Annotated in this window: 19 protein-coding genes; 13 read left to right on the plus strand and 6 right to left on the minus strand. The window is 59.0% G+C overall.

Annotated features, from left to right (window positions below; all coding sequences use genetic code 11):
* Positions 1-14 precede the first annotated feature (14 nt).
* From AC3IP0_RS05090 to AC3IP0_RS05100, 3 genes are all read right to left on the minus strand, one after another.
* Positions 15-746, minus strand: coding sequence for a GntR family transcriptional regulator (locus tag AC3IP0_RS05090; RefSeq protein ID WP_046040977.1), 732 nt, complete (start codon positions 744-746; stop codon positions 15-17).
* Between the two features lie 294 nt (positions 747-1,040).
* Positions 1,041-1,544, minus strand: a complete 504-nt coding sequence (locus tag AC3IP0_RS05095) for a L,D-transpeptidase family protein (RefSeq protein ID WP_489318498.1) — start codon at positions 1,542-1,544, stop codon at positions 1,041-1,043.
* A 121-nt stretch (positions 1,545-1,665) separates the two neighbouring features.
* Positions 1,666-2,217, minus strand: coding sequence for an NUDIX hydrolase (locus AC3IP0_RS05100; RefSeq protein WP_489318499.1), 552 nt, complete (start codon positions 2,215-2,217; stop codon positions 1,666-1,668).
* A 14-nt stretch (positions 2,218-2,231) separates the two neighbouring features.
* Between AC3IP0_RS05100 and AC3IP0_RS05105 the strand changes: the two genes are divergently transcribed.
* The 13 genes from AC3IP0_RS05105 to tadA all read left to right on the plus strand — a co-directional run bounded on the left by AC3IP0_RS05105 (position 2,232) and on the right by tadA (position 15,230).
* Positions 2,232-2,375 (plus strand): hypothetical protein, encoded by a 144-nt coding sequence (locus AC3IP0_RS05105; protein WP_172435319.1) that lies wholly within the window; start codon positions 2,232-2,234, stop codon positions 2,373-2,375.
* Positions 2,365-2,964 (plus strand): CoA pyrophosphatase, encoded by a 600-nt coding sequence (locus AC3IP0_RS05110; RefSeq protein ID WP_150754488.1) that lies wholly within the window; start codon positions 2,365-2,367, stop codon positions 2,962-2,964. The genes AC3IP0_RS05105 and AC3IP0_RS05110 overlap by 11 nt, the downstream gene beginning before the upstream one ends.
* A 71-nt stretch (positions 2,965-3,035) precedes the next feature.
* Positions 3,036-3,560 carry a gamma carbonic anhydrase family protein gene (locus AC3IP0_RS05115; RefSeq protein ID WP_151213897.1) on the plus strand — a complete coding sequence of 175 codons (525 nt, stop codon included), beginning with the start codon at positions 3,036-3,038 and terminating at the stop codon, positions 3,558-3,560.
* Entirely contained in the window at positions 3,557-3,772 is a 216-nt protein-coding gene (locus AC3IP0_RS05120; protein ID WP_489318500.1) for a DUF1289 domain-containing protein, read from the plus strand. Before AC3IP0_RS05115 ends, AC3IP0_RS05120 begins: the two co-directional genes overlap by 4 nt.
* Positions 3,773-3,908: 136 nt before the next feature.
* The gene (locus AC3IP0_RS05125) at positions 3,909-4,376 is read left to right on the plus strand and encodes a VUT family protein (protein WP_057716267.1); all 468 of its coding nucleotides are present in this window, start codon (positions 3,909-3,911) and stop codon (positions 4,374-4,376) included.
* A gap of 87 nt (positions 4,377-4,463) precedes the next feature.
* A complete protein-coding gene (gene purT / locus AC3IP0_RS05130; protein WP_046040988.1) occupies positions 4,464-5,645 on the plus strand; it encodes a formate-dependent phosphoribosylglycinamide formyltransferase in 1,182 nt (393 codons plus the stop codon).
* Positions 5,646-5,849: 204 nt separating this feature from the next.
* Entirely contained in the window at positions 5,850-6,398 is a 549-nt protein-coding gene (locus tag AC3IP0_RS05135) for a hypothetical protein (protein WP_046040989.1), read from the plus strand.
* Between the two features lie 117 nt (positions 6,399-6,515).
* Complete coding sequence (guaB, locus tag AC3IP0_RS05140) at positions 6,516-7,985, plus strand: IMP dehydrogenase (RefSeq protein WP_008053208.1); 1,470 nt, start codon at positions 6,516-6,518, stop codon at positions 7,983-7,985.
* Positions 7,986-8,084: 99 nt separating this feature from the next.
* Positions 8,085-9,662 carry a glutamine-hydrolyzing GMP synthase gene (gene guaA / locus AC3IP0_RS05145; protein ID WP_008053207.1) on the plus strand — a complete coding sequence of 526 codons (1,578 nt, stop codon included), beginning with the start codon at positions 8,085-8,087 and terminating at the stop codon, positions 9,660-9,662.
* Positions 9,663-9,918: 256 nt separating this feature from the next.
* A complete protein-coding gene (locus AC3IP0_RS05150) occupies positions 9,919-11,655 on the plus strand; it encodes a gluzincin family metallopeptidase (RefSeq protein ID WP_489326794.1) in 1,737 nt (578 codons plus the stop codon).
* Between the two features lie 4 nt (positions 11,656-11,659).
* Positions 11,660-13,006: a ComEC/Rec2 family competence protein gene (locus AC3IP0_RS05155; RefSeq protein WP_489326796.1), complete on the plus strand. Its 1,347-nt coding sequence runs from the start codon at positions 11,660-11,662 to the stop codon at positions 13,004-13,006.
* Positions 13,007-13,356: 350 nt separating this feature from the next.
* A complete protein-coding gene (locus AC3IP0_RS05160; protein ID WP_489326798.1) occupies positions 13,357-14,733 on the plus strand; it encodes a multicopper oxidase family protein in 1,377 nt (458 codons plus the stop codon).
* Entirely contained in the window at positions 14,733-15,230 is a 498-nt protein-coding gene (gene tadA, locus AC3IP0_RS05165) for a tRNA adenosine(34) deaminase TadA (protein WP_489326800.1), read from the plus strand. Before AC3IP0_RS05160 ends, tadA begins: the two co-directional genes overlap by 1 nt.
* Before the next feature lie 132 nt (positions 15,231-15,362).
* On the opposite strand, the gene cmoB is transcribed toward tadA, so the two are convergent.
* The 3 genes from cmoB to AC3IP0_RS05180 form a co-directional block, all read right to left on the minus strand.
* The gene (cmoB, locus tag AC3IP0_RS05170; RefSeq protein ID WP_489318505.1) at positions 15,363-16,319 is read right to left on the minus strand and encodes a tRNA 5-methoxyuridine(34)/uridine 5-oxyacetic acid(34) synthase CmoB; all 957 of its coding nucleotides are present in this window, start codon (positions 16,317-16,319) and stop codon (positions 15,363-15,365) included.
* Entirely contained in the window at positions 16,316-17,095 is a 780-nt protein-coding gene (cmoA, locus tag AC3IP0_RS05175) for a carboxy-S-adenosyl-L-methionine synthase CmoA (protein ID WP_489318506.1), read from the minus strand. The genes cmoB and cmoA overlap by 4 nt, the downstream gene beginning before the upstream one ends.
* Before the next feature lie 215 nt (positions 17,096-17,310).
* Positions 17,311-19,449, minus strand: coding sequence for a M66 family metalloprotease (locus AC3IP0_RS05180; protein WP_489326802.1), 2,139 nt, complete (start codon positions 19,447-19,449; stop codon positions 17,311-17,313).
* Positions 19,450-19,545 lie beyond the last annotated feature (96 nt).

Raw genomic sequence — 19,545 nt, forward strand, 5'->3', positions numbered from 1 at the left:
ATCTTCGAAGCTCTTTATCTACGGAGCTCTGCGACAAAGTCGTAGTAGTCGTTACGGCAATAGGTGTCGGTGACTTCGATGGGCGTGTTGTCTTCGAGGTAGCCGACCCGGGTCATCAGCAACATGGCGGTGCCGGGGGCGATGCCCACCAGTGCGGCGAACTCGTCCGAGGCGTTGATCGCCTGGATGTGCTGCAGGGCGCGGACCACCGGTTTGCCGATGCCGTCGAGGAACTCGTAGAGGGAATCGCCCACCGCCTGCGGCTTGGGAATGATCGAGGCGGGCAGGGTGCTCATCTCGATGGCCATCACCGTGTCGTCGGCCTTGCGCAGGCGTTTGAGGCGCGCGACCTTGTCGTTGGGCGACAGGCCGAGGCGGATCAGCTCTTCGTGGGTCGGCAGGGTGATTTCCCGCTCCAGCCATTGCGAGCCGGGCACGAAACCCTTGAGGCGGAGCATTTCACTGAAGCCGGAAAGACGCGACAACGGTTGTTCGAGGCGCGGCGTGATAAAGGTGCCGGAGCCCTGGTTGCGGCGGATCAGGCCTTGTTCGAACAACACTTCCAGCGCCTTGCGGGCGGTGACGCGGGAGATGCCCAAGGTCTCGCTCAGATTGCGTTCCGATGGCATCGCCTGCTCGGCTTTCCACTGGCCGGCGTGGATCGCCGCTTCCAGGTTGCGTGCCAGTTGCAGGTACAAAGGCGTGGGTTGGGTGTCGTCGGGGCGCAGGGCCTGGAGATCGTTCATGGCGGGTGTCCGGGGCGGATATTGGAATGTTTTTGCCCGTGAATGGGCGAAAACTAATACCACTTGAATACCATGTCAACGCCAGAGCTTTGCTGTTTGTGTAGGGAAACCTGCCTTGTCGGCTGGTTGGAATGGGGGGTGGTTTGAAGTGGTATTAGTGGTTGGCTTTAAAGCGACAAAGATCGCAGCCTGCGGCAGCGCCTGCAGAGCGAAATGGTATTCACCCTGTAGGAGCTGCCGCAGGCTGCGATCTTTTGAATTTATTTTTCGAGGGCGACCAACGGTCGTGGGGGATTACGGGCGGATTTCGATCATCGTGCCGTCCGGCACCAGGTTCCAGACTTCGCGCATGTCCATGTTGCGCATGGCGATGCAGCCATCGGTCCAGTCCAGGGTGTGGAACAGGTCTTCCGGGGTGTCTTCGCTGTCCGGGGTGCCGTGGATCATGATCATGCCGCCGGGCTCGACGCCTTCACGACGGGCGCGGGCAGAGTCGCTGATGTTCGGGTAGGAAACGTGCATCGCCAGGTTGAAGCGGTCGCTGATCTTGCGCCAGTCGACCCAGTAGAAGCCTTCCGGGGTGCGCTTGTCGCCTTCCATCAGCTTGGGCCCCTTGGGACGCTTGCCCAGGGAAATGCGATAGGTTTTGAGCGGCCTGCCGTCATTGATCAATTGCAATTGATGGGAAGACTTGAGAATCAGGATCTTCTCGATGACCTTGCCGTCCAGGGTTTCCACGGCAGAAGCCTGGGACACCGTGACAAACGACAAACAGAACAGGGCAAGCAACCAGCGCATTGAAACGATTCCCCAGGAGGTGCAGCGACTATTTATGTATAGAAGTTTTTGCAGGAGCTGTCGCAGGCTCGTGCCGCGTTCGGGCGGTCTTTCGGCGCCTTTGAGTGATGCCGGGATGACATCAGATAATGGCAGGCTGAGCAAGTGGCGGGATCGATTCAGACCGAACGGGATAGACCTCGGTCCGCCGGTCAGCGAAGAAGCATTCTAAGGTACGGCCCACCGTGCGGAAAGCCAGCTCATCCCATGGAATGTCCGCTTCGTCGAATAGTTGCACTTCCAGGCTCTCGGGGCCGGCAGAAAAGTCCAGGTCCGCCAGCTCGGCACGGAAGAACACATGCACCTGGCTGATGTGTGGCACGTCGATCAGGGTGTAGATGTTCAGGTTGCGCACTCGCGCGCAGGCTTCCTCGGCGGTTTCGCGAATGGCGGCCTGTTCGATGGTCTCGCCGTTCTCCATGAAACCGGCGGGCAGGGTCCAGTAACCGCGACGTGGCTCGATGGCCCGCCGGCACAACAACACCTTGGTGCCCCAGGTTGCCACGCAGCCGGCGACGATGTTGGGGTTCTGGTAGTGAATGGCGTGACAGCTGTCGCAGACAAAACGCAGGCGCGAATCGCCTTCGGGAATGCGCTGGGTCACCGGGTTACCGCACTGGCTGCAAAATTTCATGCTGGGGTTCCTGAATGCTGCGCCTATCTTGGCGTGCGGCAGTGCCGGTCGGCAAGTTGTCGTTTCGCGACATGGGGCGGTTGCGGGGGTTGGGCGGCCGCAGCGATTGGTGCATGATGCCGGGTAAGGCACAGATCGAGAACACTCATGCTGGATGAGCTACTGCATCGGGTTAGTAACCACACACCACGCACACTGGAGACCGACCGTCGTTTTCCCGAGGCCGCGGTGCTGGTGCCCATCACCCGCAGTGACGAGCCCGAGCTGGTGTTGACCCTGCGTGCCAGCGGCCTGTCGACCCATGGCGGCGAAGTCGCCTTTCCCGGCGGACGCCGTGACCCCGAAGACCCCGACCTGATTTTCACCGCCCTGCGTGAAGCCGAAGAAGAGATCGGCCTGCCGCCGGGGCTGGTCGAGGTGATCGGCCCGCTCAGTCCGCTGATCAGCCTGCATGGCATCAAGGTCACGCCCTATGTCGGGGTGATCCCGGATTTTGTCCAATACCAGGCCAACGATGCCGAGATCGCCGCGGTGTTCAGCGTGCCCCTTGAGTTCTTCCGTAAAGACCCCCGCGAACATACCCATCGCATCGATTATCAGGGCCGCAGCTGGTACGTGCCGAGCTATCGCTTTGGCGAATACAAGATCTGGGGGCTGACGGCGATCATGATCGTCGAGTTGATCAACCTGCTGTATGACGCCAAAATCAGCCTGCATCAGCCTCCCAAAAGCTTTATCAATATCTGAAGCCATCGTTCGAATGGCCTGAGTCCTGATTTCGCTGACAAAAAGCCTGCCTGAGCCTTGAGGAACAAACAATGAAATACCGCCTGGGCGACGCCCGCGTCGAAACCCATCCACAGAGCTGGGTCGCACCCAATGCCGTGCTGGTGGGCAAGGTCAAGCTGGAAGAGGGCGCCAACGTCTGGTTCAACGCCGTATTGCGCGGCGACAACGAATTGATCCTGATCGGCAAGAACAGCAACGTCCAGGACGGTACCGTGATGCACACCGACATGGGCTACCCGCTGACCATCGGCACCGGCGTGACCATTGGCCACAACGCCATGCTTCACGGCTGCACCGTCGGCGACTACAGCCTGATCGGCATCAATGCGGTGATTCTCAATGGCGCGAAGATCGGCAAGAACTGCATCATCGGCGCCAACTCGCTGATCGGTGAAGGCAAGGAGATTCCGGACGGATCGCTGGTCATGGGCTCGCCCGGCAAAGTGGTGCGCGAATTGACCGAGCCGCAGATCAAGATGCTGGAAGCCAGCGCTGCTCACTACGTGCACAACTCGCAGCGCTATGCCCGCGACCTGGCCGAGCAGGAACAATGACCGCCACCGAACGCCCGGTAGCATCGCCCTGCGTGAATATTTGTGCGCTGGATGACGATGACATTTGCACCGGTTGCCAACGCACGGTGGAGGAGATTACCCGTTGGAGCCGCATGGACAACGACGAGCGGCGCAAGGTGCTGGGGTTGTGTCATGAGCGGGCGAAGACCAGTGGGTTGGTGTGGATGATCGGCAAAACGCCTGGTCAGTAATAGAAGATCAAAAGATCGCAGCCTCCGGCAGCTCCTACACCGATCCTTGTAGGAGCTGCCGAAGGCTGCGATCTTTTTGACTTTGTGGTCAGCTGAAGTACCCTGTGCACAAAATTGACAGGTACTTGTACACGCCATGCTCTTCCTGATCGCCTACATCAGCAGCGTCGTGCTGATCAACTACGCCTTTTCCACCGCGCCGCACCTGGACATCATTTGGTCGGCCTGGGGCGGGCTGGTGTTTGTGTTGCGCGACATGGTGCAGGCCCGATTCGGGCATGGCGCCCTCGCGGCGATGCTGGTGGCGCTGGTGTTGTCCTATGTCACCTCCGATCCGTCCATCGCCCTGGCCAGCGCCACGGCGTTCGCGGTTTCCGAGTGCATCGACTGGCTGGTGTTCAGCATCACCAGGCGCCCGCTGCATGATCGCCTGTGGATAAGTTCGGCCCTGAGCATTCCCCTCGATACCTTTATCTTTTTCGGCATGATCGACGCCCTGACGCCGGGGGTGATCCTCACCGCCCTGGGTTCGAAGTTCGCCGGGGTCACCGCCGTGTGGCTGATCATGGCCTGGCGTCTGCGCAAACAGGCTGTCGTCAGCTGAAGTTCATGTAAAATGCCGCGCTTTCTCCCCATGGGAAGCGCGCATGGCGACGCGACCCTTGATGATCCGCATCTTGAGGACCTTCAGATGACCCGTATCGGAACCCCATTGTCGCCGACCGCGACCCGCGTATTGATGTGTGGCTGTGGCGAGTTGGGCAAGGAAGTGGTGATCGAGCTGCAACGCCTGGGCGTTGAAGTGATTGCCGTGGACCGCTACGCCAACGCGCCGGCCATGCAGGTGGCGCATCGCAGCCACGTGATCAACATGCTCGATGGTGCTGCGCTGCGCGCCGTGATCGAAGCCGAGAAGCCGCACTTCATCGTGCCGGAAATCGAAGCCATCGCCACCGCGACCCTGGTGGAACTGGAAGCTGAAGGCTTCACCGTGATCCCGACCGCCCGCGCCGCGCAACTGACCATGAACCGCGAAGGTATCCGCCGCCTGGCCGCCGAAGAGCTGGACCTGCCAACTTCGCCGTACCACTTCGCCGACACCTTCGAGGACTACAGCAAAGCCGTCGAAGACCTCGGTTTCCCGTGTGTGGTCAAGCCGGTCATGAGTTCCTCGGGCAAGGGCCAGAGCCTGCTGCGCAGCGTCGATGACGTGCAGAAAGCCTGGGACTACGCCCAGGAAGGTGGCCGTGCCGGTAAAGGTCGGGTGATCATCGAAGGCTTCATCGACTTCGATTACGAAATCACCCTGCTGACCGTGCGCCACGTTGGCGGCACCACGTTCTGCGCGCCGGTCGGCCACCGTCAGGAGAAGGGCGACTACCAGGAATCCTGGCAGCCGCAAGCCATGAGCCCGGTTGCCCTGGCTGAATCCGAACGCGTCGCCAAGGCTGTGACCGAAGCCCTGGGTGGACGTGGTCTGTTCGGCGTCGAGCTGTTCATCAAGGGCGATCAGGTATGGTTCAGCGAAGTCTCGCCGCGCCCGCACGACACCGGCCTGGTCACGCTGATTTCCCAGGACTTGTCGCAGTTCGCCCTGCACGCACGGGCCATTCTCGGCCTGCCGATCCCGTTGATCCGTCAGTTCGGGCCTTCGGCCTCGGCGGTGATCCTGGTGGAAGGGCAGTCGACCCAGACCGCTTTCGCCAACCTGGGTGCTGCCCTGAGTGAACCGGATACCGCGCTGCGCCTGTTCGGCAAGCCTGAAGTTAACGGCCAGCGCCGCATGGGCGTGGCCCTGGCGCGCGACGAATCGATCGAAGCTGCCCGCGCCAAAGCGACCCGTGCTTCGCAGGCGGTTGTCGTAGAGCTGTAAAAACTCTCTCGGGCAGGTCTATAACCCATGTGGGAGCGGGCTTGCTCGCGAAGAGGGAGTGTCAGTCGATGCATGAGTTGACTGACAAATCGCATTCGCGAGCAAGCCCGCTCCCACAGGTTCAGTGGTCCGGCCCGACTTTACGGGTCGACCTATAATTTGTGAATGCTCAAGTTCCTTTATTAAAGCTTCAGGCCTGTACCCATGAATTCCCAAAGCATCATCGTCCCGAAAATCTCCACACTGCCGGTACACGAACCCCGGGCCCGGGCCGTCGTGCGCTGGCTGGTGCGCAAGAACATCATCGAGGAAGAACTGACCACCTGTGGCCGCACCGGCAATCGCATGGCCCACGCCATCGCCGACGGTGCCCGCGCAGTGGTCCTGCACCCCGAAGCCCTGCCGTTCGGCGAGCCGATCAATGGCCTGGAGATCATCACCAAGCGCTGCATCTATACGCCAGCCAAGGGTTTCCTTGAAGAGGCGGGCTGCGCCGAGTGCCGCAAGGAAGTCGGTGAAGCCCTGTTCGAAAGCCTGGAAGACTGGATGCCGGGGCGTACCGACAACTTCACCTGCCCCGAATGCGGGCATGAAGACGACATCAACGGCTTCCTGTTCCTGCAGGAATGCGGCTTTTCCAACCTCGGTTTCATCTTCAATAACTGGGCCGAAGCCGGGTTCAAGCAGAGCTTTATCGATGAATTCGCCGATTGGCTCGATCAGCCGGTCAGTTGGGTGAAAGTCGAGTTGTAGGGGGCGCCAATCTCCGTATGTCAGTAATGCCAATAATAGACAGAGTTTTACATTGAACCCGAGGGGGTGTCTGACTATAATGGCGCGCTTCCATTTTCCCGCTCGGGAGCCCCCGCGATGCTGCGTATCAGCCAAGAAGCTCTGACATTCGACGACATTCTCCTAGTGCCCGGTTATTCCGAGGTGCTTCCTAACGAAGTCAGTCTCAAGACCCGCCTTACCCGTGGCATCGAGCTGAATATTCCACTGGTTTCCGCCGCCATGGACACCGTCACTGAAGCCCGTCTGGCAATCGCCATGGCTCAGGAAGGTGGTATCGGTATCATCCACAAGAACATGACCATCGAGCAGCAAGCTGCCGAAGTCCGCAAGGTCAAGCGTTACGAAGCCGGTGTGGTCAAGGACCCGATCACCATCGTCGCCGACGCCACCGTGCGCGAGTTGTTCGAACTGACCCGCATGCACAACATCTCCGGCGTTCCGGTGCTGCACAATGGCGACCTGGTCGGCATTGTCACCTCCCGTGACGTGCGTTTCGAGAACCGTCTGGAAGCCACTGTCCGTGAAGTGATGACGCCTAAAGAGCGTCTGGTCACGGTCAAGGAAGGCGCCGACAAGAACGATGTGCGTGAATTGCTGCACAAGCACCGCATCGAACGCGTGCTGATCGTCGACGACAAATTCGCCCTCAAGGGCATGATGACCGTCAACGACATCGAAAAAGCCAAGGCTTACCCGCTGGCCAGCAAGGACGATCAAGGTCGTCTGCGTGTTGGTGCTGCAGTCGGCACCGGTAAAGACACCGGTGACCGCGTTGCTGCACTGGTCGCCGCCGGCGTTGACGTGGTGGTGGTCGACACCGCTCACGGTCACTCCAAGGGCGTGATCGACCGCGTTCGCTGGGTCAAGCAGAACTTCCCTGAAGTGCAGGTCATCGGCGGCAACATCGCCACCGGCGCTGCCGCCAAGGCCCTGGCCGAAGCTGGCGCTGACGCAGTCAAGGTCGGTATCGGCCCTGGCTCGATCTGCACCACCCGTATCGTCGCCGGTGTCGGTGTGCCGCAAATCAGTGCCATCGCCAACGTCGCCGCTGCCCTTGAAGGCACTGGCGTACCGTTGATCGCCGACGGCGGCATCCGTTTCTCCGGTGACCTGTCCAAGGCCATCGTGGCCGGTGCTTCCTGCGTGATGATGGGCTCGATGTTCGCCGGTACCGAAGAAGCGCCGGGCGAGATCGAACTGTTCCAGGGTCGTTCGTACAAGGCTTATCGCGGCATGGGTTCGCTGGGCGCCATGTCCCAGGCCCAAGGTTCCTCCGACCGTTACTTCCAGGACTCCTCGGCAGGCGCCGAGAAGCTGGTTCCGGAAGGCATCGAAGGGCGTGTTCCGTACAAGGGCACCCTGAGCGCGATCATCCATCAGCTGATGGGCGGCCTGCGCTCCTCGATGGGCTACACCGGCAGTGCCGACATCGAAGAGATGCGCACCAAGCCTGAGTTCGTGCGGATCACCGGCGCCGGCATGGCCGAATCCCACGTTCACGACGTGCAGATCACCAAAGAAGCGCCAAACTACCGCGTAGGTTGAGCCTTCAAGCAACAAGCTAAGCAACCGGGGCTGTTTTATTCAGCCCCGAGTTGTTTCTGAATCACGACTGTTTCCGAATTTTTTAGACGAGACTGAATCATGGCCCTCGACATTCACGCCCACCGCATCCTGATCCTCGACTTCGGTTCCCAGTACACCCAGCTGATCGCCCGCCGCGTGCGTGAAATCGGCGTGTACTGCGAACTGCATCCGTTCGACATGGACGAAGATGCGATCCGCGAATTCGCTCCTAAAGGCGTCATCCTCGCCGGCGGCCCAGAGTCGGTTCACGAAGCCAACAGCCCGCGCTGCCCGCAAGCCGTCTTCGACCTGGGCGTACCGGTCTTCGGTATCTGCTACGGCATGCAGACCATGGCCGAGCAACTGGGTGGCAAGGTTGAAGGTTCCGAGCTGCGTGAGTTCGGTTATGCCCGCGTTGACGTGGTCGGCAAGAGCCGCCTGCTCGACGGCATCGAAGACCACATCGACGCCGATGGCCTGTTCGGCCTCGACGTGTGGATGAGCCACGGTGACAAGGTCACCCGCATGCCGGAAGACTTCCACATCCTGGCCAGCACCCCGAGCTGCCCGATCGCCGGCATGTTCAGCGACGAGCGTCGTTACTACGGCGTGCAGTTCCACCCGGAAGTGACCCACACCAAGCAGGGCGGTCGCATCCTGTCGCGCTTCATCCTCGACATCTGCGAGTGCGAAGCACTGTGGACGCCGTCGAAAATCGCTGAAGACGCCATCGCCCAGGTTCGCGCCCAGGTCGGCACCGACAATGTACTGCTCGGCCTGTCCGGCGGCGTTGACTCCTCTGTGGTTGCCGCACTGCTGCACAAAGCCATCGGCGACCAGCTGACCTGCGTGTTCGTCGACAACGGCCTGCTGCGCCTGCACGAAGGCGAGCAAGTAATGGCCATGTTCGCCGAGAACATGGGCGTCAAGGTGATCCGCGCCAACGCCGAAGAGCAGTTCCTCGGCAACCTGGCCGGCGAAGCCGACCCGGAGAAGAAGCGCAAGATCATCGGCCGTACCTTCATCGACGTGTTCGATGCCGAATCCTGCAAGCTGGACAACATCAAGTACCTGGCCCAGGGCACCATCTACCCGGACGTGATCGAGTCGGCTGGCGCGAAAAGCGGCAAGGCCCACGTGATCAAGTCGCACCACAACGTGGGCGGCCTGCCGGAAGAAATGAACCTCAAGCTGGTTGAGCCACTGCGCGAGCTGTTCAAGGACGAAGTCCGTCGTCTGGGCCTGGAACTGGGCCTGCCGTACGACATGGTCTACCGTCACCCGTTCCCGGGCCCGGGCCTGGGCGTGCGTATCCTCGGTGAAGTGAAGAAGGAATACGCCGACCTGCTGCGTCGCGCCGACCACATCTTCATCGAAGAACTGCGCAAGGCCGACTGGTACCACAAGGTCAGCCAGGCCTTCGTGGTGTTCCAGCCGGTGAAATCGGTTGGCGTGGTAGGCGATGGCCGTCGTTACGCCTGGGTCGTGGCCCTGCGTGCCGTGGAAACCATCGACTTCATGACCGCGCGTTGGGCTCACCTGCCTTACGAACTGCTGGAAACCGTCAGCGGCCGCATCATCAATGAAATCGAAGGCATCTCCCGCGTCACCTACGACGTGTCGAGCAAGCCGCCGGCGACCATTGAGTGGGAGTGAGGGTGGTTGTACTACCTATGTGAATCAATGGCTTAGAGGAGGGCAGGGCTGTCGATGATCGTGAATACAATATCGATTGCGGCTTCCAAATTTCTAAGTCGTTGAATTCCTTAGGGTGAACGGGCAGCGCCTGCGGCTTGATGGGCAACATCGGCGCAGGCCTGCATGAGTTCATCTACTCTACCCAAACCAGATGATGCACACGCAGTACAACGCATAAAGTCTGTGAGTAGCTTTTTCGCAAGAGGACGCTTCCATGACTGTTCTGCCATCCGTGCGTAAACTTACCGTCATCGCCAAGGATCCCGGTCTGCGCCTGAGCGATAACGGACCCATAGTGTTCGCGCAGGTCGACCTGCCCGCCGAGATCCTGGCTTGGGGCCCCACTGGCTACAGGATCAAGGTGGTCGACTACAACGCGACCGAGCGGCGCGCCTACGCCGATTGCCAACGCTATCAAGACGTCAATGTCTTGCTCGATCCCTTCGCGCCGCAGGACGGCGAAACACTGCACGACAAGGCCTACCAGGCCCGCCTGCTCGCGAATCCCAATTTTCATGCCCAGAACTGCTATGCGATCGCGATGCGCACGTTAGGTCTGTTCGAGCGCGCGCTCGGTCGCCGCGTCCGCTGGTCGTTCGGCGGCCATCAGCTGCACATTGCGCCACATGCCTTCGCGCTGGCCAACGCCTTTTATTCAGAGCCCGACAGGACGCTGATGTTTGGCTACTTCTTCGACGACAAGATGAAGCCGGTCTTCACCGCGCTCAGCCACGACGTCATTGCACATGAGACGACGCATGCGGTATTGGACGGCCTGCGTACGCGCTACACGGAGCCGTCTGGTCCCGACCAGGCCGCCTTCCATGAAGGCTTCGCTGACATCGTTGCGATCCTCTCGATCTTCTCGCTGCCCGAAGTGGTCGCAGCGGGTCTGGGCTTCAATGACAAACTGCCGGGCCTCGGCGAGCCGATGCAGCTGATCCCTGCCGAGGAGGTGACGGGCGATGTCATTCGATCGTCGATCCTGCTCGGCATCGCTGCAGAGATCGGCGCCATTGCGGATGGTGGACGCGAGGCTCTGCGCCAATCAGTCAAGATCGCGCCTGATCCGGACATTCTCAACGCCTCCGAAATGCTGGAGCCGCACCGACGAGGCGAAGTCCTCGTGGCAGCGATGCTACGCGCCTTCGTCGAACTATGGACCGAACGCATCGCCCAGCTCGGCACATTCGAAGGTGGTGGCTACAACCTCAAGTCTGTCGTCGAGGAAGGAGCCAAGGCCGCGGCGCAGTTGTTGCAGATGTCGATCCGCGCGATCGACTATTGTCCACCGACCGATCTCGATTTTGGCCAGTTCCTGGCCGGGCTGCTCACGGCGGATCGCGAGCTGGTGCCGGATGACAGCCGGTTCGGTTATCGCACGCAGATCAGGAGTTCCTTCGAGGCTTATGGCATCGTCCCGCCCTGCGGACAAACTGACACCGAAGGATGCTGGCCGCGTTTTTCGACGCCGGATGAGCTGCAGTATTCGCGCAGCAATGCCGAAGCTCTGACGCGTGACCCTGATGAATGCTTTCGCTTCCTTTGGGAAAACCGCGAGGCACTTGGCATCACCGATCAGGGCTATACGGAAGTGCAGTCGATCGACGCGGCCTTGCGTGTCGATCCCGACGGCATTCCGTTCCGGGAAACGATTTGTCAGTACGTCCAGATCGGGCATTTCTTCGGATCCGAGCTGATGTCGGAGTGCGGCATCAAACCCTTGCCCGAGGGCTTCACGACCCGCACGCGGGCCGATCTCTTCGGCGGTGGTGTCGTCGTCTTCGACCAGTACGGTCGCGTCAAGTACCACATCTGCAATGGCCTTCTCGATGGCGCGCGGCAAGTACGGCGCCTTGAGTACCTGCGCGATACAGGGCAACTGCGCATGCCACGCGACGAGGCGCGCATGCGCTTCTCGAACATGCATCTGGCGCGCATGGAGGATTGACACCATGGTCACTACCGCTCACGCCGCAGGACCGCAACCCGTCAAGGCGACAATTCGTGCCTACCAGGTCGGATTCGGCGACTGCTTTCTTCTGCGCTTCGATTACAGCGACGACAGCACCAGGCACATCCTGATCGATTTCGGCAGCACCGGCATGCCGAAAAGCGATCCGGAGGCGGACATGAAGCGCGTGGCCGACGACATCGCGCAGCAATGTGGCGGCAAGCTCGACATCGTGGTCGCCACCCACCGGCATGCCGATCACATCAGCGGGTTCGCGACGTCTGACAATGGCGATGGTACGGGTGATGTGATCCGGGCACTGAAGCCTGATCGCGTGCTGCAGCCATGGACCGAGGCGCCCGAAGCACCTGAGAACTGGGCGGGCCCGACTGATGCGGCAGCGGTGAAGAAGGCGTTTGACACGCGTGTTGCCTCGCTCGAAAGCATGCATGCCATCGCCGAATCGGTGGTGCGGCGTCTTGACAGCGAGAAGGGCTTCAGCGCCCAATGGCCGTTCGCCGACCGTCTGCGCTTTCTCGGCGAGGACAACATCAAGAACCTCTCCGCGGTAAAGAACCTGATGACCATGGCCGGTGATGAGACACGCAACGTCTATCTGTTTCACGGCTGTGATGTCGCTCTCGATGAAGTCCTGCCGAACATCAAGGTGCACGTGTTGGGCCCCCCGACATTGCAGCAGTCGAAGTCGATCAAAAAGTATGCGAAAGCCTCGAGCGATTACTGGTTACGTGCGAGTCCCCTGGTGGCTCTCGGTGCGGATGGCGAGGTGGCTACGCAGTCGAACAGCAAGCTGTTCCCACATCTATCGAAAGAGGAAATGTTTCGCAAGACGCGCCTGCCAAGCGAGATGCGCTGGGTCGCGGAACGGGTCGACAACGCGGAAGCTGATCAGTTGCTCGGGATCGTCACGGCGCTGGATGACGCCATGAACAATACGAGCCTCATCCTGTTGTTCGAAGCGGGAACCAGGAAACTTTTGTTCCCTGGTGATGCGCAACTGGAGAACTGGAACTACGCGCTCCAATCGAACATGGCGGAACTGCTCGACGACGTCGATTTCTACAAGGTCGGACATCACGGCAGCCTGAACGCAACGCCCAAGGCGATGTGGAAACGCTTCAACAAACGCAACGAGGAGCAGACACCCGATCGCCTCAAGACCGTGATGTCGACGATGGCGGGCAAGCATGGCGGCAAGAAAGGTGCACCGACTGAAGTGCCGCGCATGCCACTGGTGGACGAACTGAAGGCCCAATCAGAGCTTCACAACACGCAGGATCTGAAACCCGGCGATCTTTGCGAGATCATCGTGATCGACCTGAGTTGAAAAAAACCATTGGATGGGAGTGATCCCGCGCCAGCCTTGATGGCCTGAGCGCTGCAACATCAAAAGCCGTGTGATTTCACACGGCTTTTTTGCGCGCGCTACAGCGGTTTCGACTGGCCGGCCAGGGTCATGCCCATTTGGTCGAGGGCATGTGCACTACATAGTTACATCCATTTGCGATTCGATTTCGGGTAGGGACAGGGCTGTACCGCTTCCCTTTTTAGCCTGTATGTCCGATGCCGCCCTGCGTCCATCCGCCGCGCCGCCCTTACTGTTTCGCAATTGCAGGTGTATCGTATTCGCCTTTTCCGGGCCTGCGCCCGCCGTTGTCATGTGAGGTAGTTGAGTTCATGTCGTTTACCCGTCGCCAAATCCTCGGTGGCCTGGCCGGTCTTGTTGTCGTTGGTGTCGGAGCGGGGGGCGCGTCGCGCTACTGGCTGGGCAAGATGGCTGACGCCGAGGCGGGCCACGACTACGAGCTGATCGCAGCGCCGCTGGACGTGGAACTGGTAGCCGGGCACAAGACCCAGGCCTGGGCCTTCGGCCCGTCGGCGCCGGGCACTGAATTGCGGGTGCGCCAGGGTGAATGGCTGCGGGTGCGGTTCATCAACCACTTGCCGGTCGCCACCACCATTCACTGGCACGGCATTCGCCTGCCGCTGGAAATGGACGGTGTGCCTTACGTGTCGCAATTGCCGGTGTTGCCGGGTGAGTACTTCGATTACAAATTCCGCGTGCCGGATGCTGGCAGCTACTGGTATCACCCGCATGTGAACAGCAGTGAAGAGCTCGGTCGTGGCCTGGTCGGCCCGTTGATCATCGACGAACGCGAGCCTACCGGTTTCAAGTATGAAAAGACCTTGAGCCTCAAGAGCTGGCATGTCGACGACGTCGGTAATTTCGTCGAGTTCAGCATCCCCCGTGAAGCGGCCCGTGGCGGTACGGCGGGGCGCCTGGCGACCATCAATGGCGTGCCGCAAGCGGTGATCGACTTGCCGGCCGGGCAGATCACCCGTGTACGCCTGCTCAACCTCGATAACACCCTGACTTATCGCCTGAACATTCCCGGCGTCGAGGCGCAGATCTATGCGCTGGACGGCAACCCGGTCGAACCACGACCGCTCGGCAAGGAGTACTGGCTCGGTCCGGGCATGCGCATTTGCCTGGCGATCAAGGCCCCGCCGGCCGGTGAGGAGTTGTCTTTGCGCAACGGCCCGGTGCGCCTGGGTACGTTCCGTTCGGTGGCCAATACCGATGCGCCGAGCGAGTGGCCGCCGGCACTGCCGGCCAACCCGATCGCCGAGCCGGACCTGGCCAATGCCGAGAAACTCAACTTCAATTTTGAATGGGTCGGCTCGGTGTCAGTCAATGTCGACAACGGCAAGCCTCCGAGCCTGTGGCAGATCAACGGCAAGGCCTGGGACATCACCGACAAGACCTGCGCCGACCGCCCGATTGCCAGGCTCGAGAAGGGCAAGAGCTACATTTTCGAATTGAAGAACATGACTCAGTACCAGCACCCGATTCACCTGCACGGCATGAGTTTCAAGGTCATCGCCTCGAACCGGCACAAGGTCATTCCCTATTTCACCGACACCTACCTGCTGGGCAAGAGCGAGCGCGCGCAGGTAGCGCTGGTGGCGGATAACCCGGGTGTATGGATGTTCCACTGCCATGTGATCGATCACATGGAAACTGGCCTGATGGCCGCTATCGAGGTGGCGTGATGCGTCAGATTCGTCCCGTCGCTATCATCGACCGCAGCCGTGATCGCGAATTCATGCGTGAGGCCCTGGCACTGGCGGCCCAAGGCGCGGCCCTTGGCGAAGTGCCTGTGGGCGCGGTACTGGTGCAGGACGGGGAAATTATCGGTCGCGGCTTCAACTGCCCGATCAGTAGCAGCGACCCGAGCGCCCATGCCGAGATGGTCGCAATCCGCGCCGCCGCCCAGGCCGTAAGCAACTATCGTCTGCCGGGTAGTACGCTGTATGTGACGCTGGAGCCGTGCAGCATGTGCGCAGGCCTGATCGTGCATTCGCGGATTGCGCGGGTGGTGTACGGGGCGCTGGAGCCGAAGGCGGGGATCGTGCAGAGCCAGGGGCAGTTCTTTACCCAGGGCTTTTTGAATCACCGGGTGCTGTATGAAGGCGGGGTGTTGGCGGAGGAGTGCGGGGCGGTGCTCAGCGAGTTCTTCAAAGCCCGGCGCGCAAAACCAGCAGACTGAACACGGACCCAATGTGGGAGCGGGCTTGCTCGCGAATGCGGTGGGTCAGACACATTAATGTTGACTGACACTCCCTCTTCGCGAGCAAGCCCGCTCCCACATTTTGATCTCCGTTGATCGGGAGATTGGGATTTACTTACGCGCCACAATCACCGCCCGCATCGGCGCCGGCAGCCCTTCAACGGTCTTGCTGTGATCCTCGGGATCGAGGAAATCACTGAGCGATTGATACTTCATCCACTCCGTCCCGCGCTGTTCCTCGACTGTGGTGGTGCTCACATCCACGCACTTCACATCGGTGAACCCGGCCCGACGCAGCCACAATTCCAACGCCGGCACCGACGGCAGGAACCACACGTTGCGCATCTGCGCGTAGCGGTCTTCCGGCACCAGCACCTGATGCTTGTCGCCCTCGACCACCAGGGTTTCCAGCACCAGCTCACCGCCCTTGACCAGGCAATCTTTCAGCGCCAGCAAGTGCTCGATGGGCGAACGGCGGTGGTAGAACACGCCCATGGAAAACACTGTATCGAAGCCTTCGAGGTTCGGCGGCAGGTCTTCGAACGGGAAGGGCAGGTGCCAGGCATTCGGTTCGGACAGGTAACGCTGCACCGCCTGGAACTGGCAGAAGAACAGCCAGTTCGGGTCGACACCGATCACGCTGTCCGCGCCGGCGCCGAGCATGCGCCACATGTAATAACCGTTGCCGCAGCCGACATCGAGGATGCGTTTGCCTTTCAGGTCCAGGTGCGGCGATACCCGGGACCACTTCCAGTCCGAGCGCCATTCGGTATCGACGTGCACGCCGAACAGGTCGAACGGCCCCTTGCGCCACGGCGACAGGCCCATCAATGCACTGCGCATTTGCGCGCGGGTTTCATCGTCGCAATCGGTGTCCAGCTTCAAGCCATTGAGCAAATCGACTTCGCTCGGCTGGATCTTCGGCAGGGCGTCCAGCGCGCTTTGCCAGCGCTCCAAGTCGCCATGGCCCTTCTCCATTTTCTTGTCGAGTTGCGCTTGCAGGGTGTTGGCCCATTCGGCCAGCGGAGTTCCGGCCAGACGGCGGGCGAGGGGGGACAGATCAATCATGGCAAGGCAATCAACGAGGCAAAGTTAAGACACTGGAACCACGGCACGACTTTCGAGAACCCGGCGGCCAGCAGGCGTTCGCGGTGTTCTTCGAGGCTGTCGGGCTTCATGACGTTTTCGATGGCGCTACGCTTCTGGGCGATTTCCAGCTCGCTGTAGCCGTTGGCGCGTTTGAAGGCGATGTGCAGATCGGTGAGCAATGCGTGTTCCTGCTCGTCTTCGAAGCGCAGTTTTTCCGAGAGGATCAGGGCGCCGCCGGGTAACAGCGACTGACGGATGCGCGACAGCAACGCCGTGCGCTGGTCGGGGGCGATGAATTGCAGGGTGAAGTTCAGAGCCACCACCGAGGCCGGCTGGAAATCCAGCGCGAGAATGTCGCCTTCGATCACCTCGACCGGCAGCAACTCCTGGAACATCGAATCCTGCCCGTTGAGGTACTCGCGGCAACGTTCGACCATCGCCGCGGAGTTATCCACAGCGATCACCCGGCAACCGTCGGTGCGCACGTGCCGGCGCAGGGCCTGGGTCACGGCACCCAGCGACGAGCCCAGGTCGTAGAGCACGCTGTTGGGTTGGGCGAACTGCGCGGCGAGCACGCCGAGGTTTTCGACAATGGTCGGATAACCTGGCACCGAGCGCTTGATCATGTCCGGGAACACCCGCACCACGTCCTCGTTGAAGGCGAAGTCAGGCACCTGGGCCAAAGGCTGGGCGAAAAGGCGATCGGGTTCTTTGCTCACGGCGGTTCCAGCGGTGTTAGGTGGAAAGGCCGGCATTTTAGCTTAGCCGCAGTCAACATCGCGATAGCTTTAGGCACAGGGTGACACGATAGGTGTATTGCGCCGAAGGGAAGTGTAACAGTTGGAGGTGTCGTGTTTGTAAAGAAGCGACGGCATCAAAGTACGTCGACTTTGATGCCGCTGCTGTGCGTTGTAAACCGGATGGCAGGTGCGCCGAATTAAAGAGGGCCTGCTTCGGTAGATGTTTTTGTCTATTGAGTATTTTTAATAAAGTACTCGGCGTCTCCCAAGTAACGCCACCAAGTATTGTCTGCACTGTTTTTCGGGAAGCTGGAATAGCTTCGTTGTTTTAGAATGAAGTATTGGTGTTTGCCGGTGTCCGGGTTTACATGGCGATAAAGCGAGCCGGGCGTATGGTTGTTTTGTTCAGTAGGTGACCAATTGTGGATTGGTCCGTAGGTAAGCTCTAATTCCTCTTCGAACTTGCTCATTGAGAGGGTTGGGTTGTCTTCAGGCTTCCATTGATTAAAATCGGGAATGTGTGGAACCATCTTTTCCTCCCAGTCATCCCCACCAATAATAATTGGGGAAGGCATTTTCAGGGTATTTGGTTCGAATTCTTGGGTTGAAATGATATCTTCGTTTAGTGGGCCATTTCTATAGTTGATTCTAAGCAAGGGGTCGTCTTGAGGTATGTTTATATGAAGCTTGTTCATTTTTGCCTGTCCCAAAGGGACGCTGGATAATGGTATTTTTTTATTTGAGTTGACGCAGGCGATCTCTAGGTAGTTAGCGTTGGCTTGTGTGTTTGTTTCCGGGAGGGCATAAATGTTGCCATAGTTTCCCCGAAGCGCGTGAAAAGAAGGAAGTATCGCGCCTGAAGGATCGATATGTCCAACTACAGTTATTACCGGTACGCCAACCTGTATCGGTTTCGGCCATCCTGCGTTGTGCGGTTCCATTGTTTTTGTGGTTTTATTCCATTTCGAATAACCGCTAGGGCTCATGTAGTTAAGGGTTGCTTTTTCAGCAAGAAAATCCTGTATTTTCTTACACACATAATTTGTGTGATGGGTGAAGCTTGAAATTGCTCCATTGGGCTCCCCTCCGGCCATTGCATCGTAGTTGTATCTGAACGCACTCGCGAACGGAGGTTGTCGGAAGTTTGGGAAGCCCGGAATTACCGCATCCTCGGCAGGCCTTGTCCACATGATGTTGGCAATAAATCGTTGTCTGTAAAAATCAAATCCCCATCCCGGACCTGGTTGTTGAATAGACCCCTCAGGCCCATCCGGATAGTGCCCGAGGCCATAGTTATGTCCTACTTCATGGGAGAACTCGTTTCCGGCAGTATCCCATAGGGTACACATGCCACCGCCGCCGCTTAGACCGTGATCAATAATCCCATTGGTGTATACACCTCTACTGGTATGCACGACAATTTGCATATAATTCTGTGGGTTGGCTTCAGAGGAAGCGGGTGATTCATGAATTCCATAATTCGCGAGATTTATTCCAACCGAAACCATTTCTTTGCCAATGTGTTGGCGCATATCGCCACTGTACGCACCGCCTTCAGTCTTGCTGGTAGTGGTGTAAAGTTCTCCATCGGGCATTCTAACCGCTTTGAAATGTACGGCCTCGTACTGGGCGATTATTAATGTTTTCAGCGGGACCTTCTGGAAGTAATCGATGCCCATTAAAAACGGTTGTTCTTCGAATTTATGCTCATCTCTGGGGGGCGTAAGCATGCCAATTCGGATGTTTTGCAGTATCAGTTGTGCGGGTGGGCCAAAGTCAAGTTTGTCGGCTGTAAGTACTCCGAATAGATCGTCGGCATACCAGAAGGTTAACTCCAGGCCCGGCACCATCCAGTGTGCGGGTAAAATCACCATCCTTCTATTGGCAGAGTGGCGCACCTTGGGGCGGTCGGTATCAGACGGCTGATCTGTATCAAAGCGTGACTCGTCAGCGCGGCGCATCACCAAGGTGCCAAACTGCGAGCGTACTTCGATATTGGTGACAAGCAGGCTTAAAGGGATGAATGTTAATAATGCACTTCTGCCAGTAACCAGTTTCTGTGAATTGCTTTGTGGTGGAATGGTTATCGTCTGGTTCTGTACAAATACCACTTCCCCACCGAGGTTACCTACAAGATTGTTTTTGGGTAGGGGGCTGTTAAAAAAGTCATAAGGTGTGGGTAATTTATCTATTGCTTGTTCTTTAGCTGTTTTATATGGCGAGTGTTCTTTGTTGAGATAGTCTTGTATTTCGGTGTCTTTGATGTGTTTTCCAGTTAGTAAGGATACTGCGCTGCTGCTTGGTGCCAATCCTTTTTTAATTAGCTGTTCAATGATGCTGTCAAGGTTGTTTTGCTCTTTAATGTTCATCGCGAGCCCTTTATTGGCGCGCCAGTTATTGAGTCGGGGAGATTCAGCGCGCTGTATGAGTCTCGGCGCGACTTTAGATCTCTGTCCACTAGCAGT

It is taken from the genome of Pseudomonas sp. GL_103, from assembly GCF_057835175.1.